Here is a 2,913-nt window from a genome sequence, read left to right on the forward strand (position 1 = left end):
CGCCTACCCCGACGTCCTCCTCCCCTGGCTCGCCCTCGTACCCCGGATCGGCTTCGCCCTCGAACACCTGCTGCGCGCCGAGGAGTTGTACGGAATCGACCGCGACACCGTCGTACGGGACGCCCTGGAGACCGTGGCCACNNCCACCGCCTCACCCCCTGGCGCGCGCTGCCCGACGACACGTACGAACCGCCCCCGCTCTCCGGCGACCACGACTGCGTCCTGTGCACCTCCGCGATCCCCGGCGTCACCGACCGCGCCGCGCGGGGGCCGGTGGCGCGGTACGTGTGGGACCTCGCCGACCGGAGCCGCAGCCGGTGGATCGTCCCGCACGGCGCCCAACTCCCCTTGTGGCTCAAGGGAGATCTGGCCCCCGTGGTCACCGACTGGACCCGTCTGCACAAGGAGCAGCGCTGATGTACGTCCATGAACAGCCCGTCCCCGGCTTCGGCACCGTCCGCATCCGCCCCCTCGACCCCGTGGCGGACGCCCGCACGATCCACCCCTGGGTCACGGCCGAACGCGCCGAGTTCTGGGGCATGAACGGCCTCACCGAACCCCAAGTCACCGAGCTCTACACCCACATGGCGACCCTCGACACCCACCACGCCTTCCTGGCCGAGCTGGAGGGCGTCCCGGTGGCGCTCCTCCAGCTGTACGACCCGGCGGCGGACCGGGTGGGCGCGTGCTACGACGTGGCGGCGGGGGACGCGGGCGTACACGTCCTGCTGGCACCCGGCGAACGTCAACCTGGTTGGTCGGGGGCCCTGTTGGGGGCGTACGCGGCGTACGTCTTCCGGACGCTCGGGTACCGGCGGGTCGTCGTCGACCCCGACCCGCGCAACGAGAAGGCCGTCGCCCGCTTCCTCCGCCAGGGCTTCACGCCGGGCCCGGTCGTCACGCTGCCCGAAGTCGATCTCCCGGACGTCCACTTGCCGGAGAAGAAGGCCCAACTGGCGTTCCTGACCCGGGAGGTAGCGTTCCCCGGGTGACTCCGGACGAGCTGATCTCCCACTACTCCCTGCAACCGATCCCCCGCGAGGGCGGCCTCTTCCACCGCACCTGGACCGGCCCGCCGACCCCGGACGGCCGCCCCTCCGGCACCGCCATCGTCGTCCTCCTCCAGGAAGACGACTACTCCGCCCTCCACCGCCTCCCCCACGACGAGACCTGGCACCACTACCTCGGCGCGCCCCTGGAGATGCTGCTCCTCGCCGAGGACGGCTCGACGCGTACGGAGGTCCTGGGGCCCGACCTCCTCGGCGGGCAGGCCGTCCAGCTCACCGTGCCCGCGCGCACGTGGATGGGCGCGCGGCCGGTCGGCGGGTGGACGTTCTTCGGGTGCACGATGGCGCCGGGATTCACCTATGAGGAGTACGAGCACGGGGAACTCGGGTTGCTCACGGAGCGTTACCCCTCTCAAGCGGAGCGTATTGCGGGGTTGTGCCGGAGGTAAGGGGGGATTGCCGGTGGGGCAAGAGGTGAGCGCCGATGGGGCCGGAGCCGTACGTAAAGGGAGGTATGGACCCAGGGGGCGCGGCCGGTACGGAGGCGGAGTTGAACGACGTGCGTGAGAAACAGCGGGCTGCGGTGCGGCGCGGGGCGGTGCTGCTCGGCACGATGCTGGTCCTGCTGCTGTTCGGCGGCGCGGGTACGGCGTCGGCGCACGCGGCGCTGGCCGGCACCGACCCGGCCGACGGGAGCGTCGTCCAGACCGTCCCCGGCGAGGTCACCCTCAGATTCACCGAGTCCGTGGGCCTGCTCGACGACTCGATCCGGGTCCTCAACCCCGAGAACAAGCGGGTGAAGACCGGCAGGGCGAGCCATGTGCCGGGCCGTTCGGACGCGGTGCGCGTCACGATGCCGGACGACGCGGGGACGGGCACGTTCACCGTCGCCTGGCGCGTCGTCTCCGCCGACAGCCACCCCGTGTCCGGCGCCTTCACCTTCTCCATCGGCAAGCCGTCCCCGACGCTCGCGCCGCTCTCGGCGGGCCCGGAGGAGAACCCGACCACCAACAGCCTCTACATACTGACCCGTTACGCCGCGTACGTCGCCGCCGCGCTGCTCATCGGCACGGCCGTCTTCATCGCCGTCTGCCGCCCGCCGGACACGCGCGCGCTGCGCCGTCCGCTGCGGGTGGGGGGCTGGACGCTCGCCGGGGCGACCGTCTTCCTCTTCTTCCTGCGCGGGCCCTACGAGACCGGCGCCGCGGTCACCGAACTCCTCGACCCGTCCTCGCTGTCCCGGACCGCGACCTCCCGTCCCGGCCTCGCGCTGCTGGCCAGGCTGCTGCTCCTCGCCGTCCTCGCGCTGCTCATGTGGCAGAAGTGGTGGTCCAGGAAGGCCACGCTCGCGGCGGGCGCCGTCACCATCCTCGGCCTCGCCCTGACCTGGGCCGCCGCCGAGCACGCCTCCGCGGGCATCCAGGTGCCGCTCGCGATGACCTCCACGGTGCTCCATCTCCTGTCCATGGCCGTATGGTTGGGGGGTCTCACCTCCCTGTTCTCCGTGCTGAACCGGAGTTCTGTTCCGGTGCCCGCGCGGGTGATCATTGCCTTCTCCCGTACCGCCGCGACCTGTGTGGTCGTCCTCGTGGCCACGGGTGTCTACCAGTCCTGGCGGGGTCTCGGCTCGCTCACCGCGCTGACCGAGTCCTCCTACGGACGGATCCTGCTCGCGAAGCTGGCGGCCGTGGTGGTGCTGCTGGCGGTCGGGGCGTGGTCACGCGGGGTCGTGAGGCGGTTGAAGTCGGCCGAGAGCGACAGCGAGACGAGGGGAAGCGAGTTGAGCAGTGCGGTGAGTTCTGCGGTGCGGGAGCGGGTGGTGGAGACGGTGGGGTCCGGGGGGTCCGGGAGTTCCGGCGGCGGCGTCGGGCTGATCGAGGCGGACACGGAGGTCGCGGGTACGGGG

4 protein-coding genes are annotated in these 2,913 nt (G+C 71.9%); all 4 read left to right on the forward strand.

Annotation, left to right across the window (positions count from 1 at the left end):
* Positions 1 to 168: 168 nt before the first annotated feature.
* Positions 169 to 417: a penicillin acylase family protein gene (locus AOK24_RS46930; protein ID WP_420876726.1), complete on the forward strand. Its 249-nt coding sequence runs from the start codon at positions 169 to 171 to the stop codon at positions 415 to 417.
* Positions 417 to 992, forward strand: a complete 576-nt coding sequence (locus AOK24_RS39820) for a GNAT family N-acetyltransferase (protein ID WP_055724795.1) — start codon at positions 417 to 419, stop codon at positions 990 to 992. The genes AOK24_RS46930 and AOK24_RS39820 overlap by 1 nt, the downstream gene beginning before the upstream one ends.
* On the forward strand, positions 989 to 1,456 hold the full coding sequence (locus AOK24_RS39825; RefSeq protein WP_055724796.1) for a cupin domain-containing protein: 468 nt from the start codon (positions 989 to 991) through the stop codon (positions 1,454 to 1,456). Before AOK24_RS39820 ends, AOK24_RS39825 begins: the two co-directional genes overlap by 4 nt.
* 65 nt (positions 1,457 to 1,521) lie before the next feature.
* Positions 1,522 to 2,913, forward strand: a 1,392-nt coding sequence (locus tag AOK24_RS39830) for a copper resistance protein CopC (RefSeq protein WP_055724797.1), incomplete at its 3' end; no start/stop codon positions are given.

It is taken from the genome of Streptomyces niveiscabiei, from assembly GCF_001419795.1.
Classification (GTDB): Bacteria; Actinomycetota; Actinomycetes; order Streptomycetales; family Streptomycetaceae; genus Streptomyces; species Streptomyces niveiscabiei.